Source organism: Kitasatospora sp. NPDC059803 (assembly GCF_042732255.1).
In the GTDB taxonomy this organism is placed as follows: Bacteria; Actinomycetota; Actinomycetes; order Streptomycetales; family Streptomycetaceae; genus Kitasatospora.
Genome location: NZ_JBHWIJ010000088.1, coordinates 27,867 through 29,168, shown reverse-complemented (window position 1 = coordinate 29,168; position 1,302 = coordinate 27,867). Strand labels below are relative to the sequence as shown.

General features: G+C 69.7%; 3 protein-coding genes. All 3 read right to left on the bottom strand.

Annotated elements, in window-relative coordinates; genetic code table 11:
* Positions 1 to 16: 16 nt before the first annotated feature.
* Complete coding sequence (locus ACFV6I_RS16725) at positions 17 to 412, bottom strand: hypothetical protein (RefSeq protein WP_380425940.1); 396 nt, start codon at positions 410 to 412, stop codon at positions 17 to 19.
* A 76-nt stretch (positions 413 to 488) separates the two neighbouring features.
* Positions 489 to 725, bottom strand: a complete 237-nt coding sequence (locus ACFV6I_RS16720; RefSeq protein WP_380425938.1) for a DUF397 domain-containing protein — start codon at positions 723 to 725, stop codon at positions 489 to 491.
* A 93-nt stretch (positions 726 to 818) separates the two neighbouring features.
* Positions 819 to 992, bottom strand: a complete 174-nt coding sequence (locus tag ACFV6I_RS16715) for a hypothetical protein (RefSeq protein WP_380342804.1) — start codon at positions 990 to 992, stop codon at positions 819 to 821.
* Between the last annotated feature and the right edge of the window lie 310 nt (positions 993 to 1,302).

Here is a 1,302-nt window from a genome sequence, read left to right as displayed (position 1 = left end):
CGCCGGGCGGGGACCGTCAGCGCCGGGTCGGGCACGGGATGTCCGGTTGGATCCTGTGGGGGCACGCGATCACGTAGTGGCCCGACCAGCGGCTGTCGGACACCCAGCGGGACCACACCACGTCTGTGGCGTCCGCCAGTTGTTCGATCGCGCGGAGTCGCCGTGCCTTGGTGGGAAGCCACGGATCGCCGCCCGGTGTGTGCTCCTCGTACCGTGCCGCAAGCCAGTCGGCTGCGTCGGCCGCCGTCTCCCAGGTGCCCCGGATCTGGGCGGTGGGCCGCAGCAGCCACCAGCCGGTCATCATCGGCGGGAGTTCCGAGAGGCCGAACCGTGCGGCCTCGATCGGGCGACGCTCCGGCTCCTTCGCCAGCAGTCGGCCGTCACCGGCCCACTCGTAGCCGTGGAAGTGCAACTGTGCTTCTCCTCGGAGACGTTGAAGCCCCGGCCGCCCGCACGGGACTGCGGGCGGCCGGGGCTGTCAGGGGACTTCAGACGGACAGTCCGAATCGCGCCGGGTCGATCCCGGCGCGATTCAGCTCCTCGGCGGTGAACAGCAGCGGCTCGCGGTCGGGACGCTTGCTGTCGCCGAGGGCGAAGACGCCGTGCTCGACCAGGCCGAGGGTCACGCACGACTCGCCGTCGTCGCCCCCGCCCTGGTTGCGGCCGCCCGCACGGTTGAACTCGACCCGGGAGAGGTCGAGTTCGTACAGGTTGCGCTCAGTCATCGCCTGCACCTTCCGGTATCGCTTCGGGGCAGTACGGAACGGCCCCGCCCCGCCCAGGACTTGGGCGGAAGACTCAAGGGGAGGGGAGGACCGTCACCGCCACAGGCTGATGCGGGTGGTGAGCTGGTCGGCCGGCACCTGACGCGACGGGCTGTCCGGCTCGAACAGTGGCCGGACCAGCGCCCGGCCGTCCTGTGCCCCCACGATTTCGACCAGGCGCCCGGTCGTCAGGTCCCTCCGGACCGGGTTGTTGTCGATCCGCTCCATGAGTTCCGCGTGCGTACGGCGACGTGTGGTGCCAGGCGGCTGTGCGAAACCATCAGTGGGTATGGAGCGCTTCTGTGGCTCTCGAATCATTTCGGCGAGTCACCAAATTACCGGGGCGTTTGGGGTTATTCCTGCACGCTTTCCTGTTCCCGAAAGAACTCTCCACGGCCCATTTCAGGTGGTCGCTCCGGATGCGTGGGGCGCGCGATCTAGAGGTCGGCCGGCAAAGGCCGCGCCGCGGCGGCCGGGGGGGTTAGACGCGGGGGGTGGGGAGTTTTGTGAGAGGAGGGGGGAGGGGGAGCCCCACAGA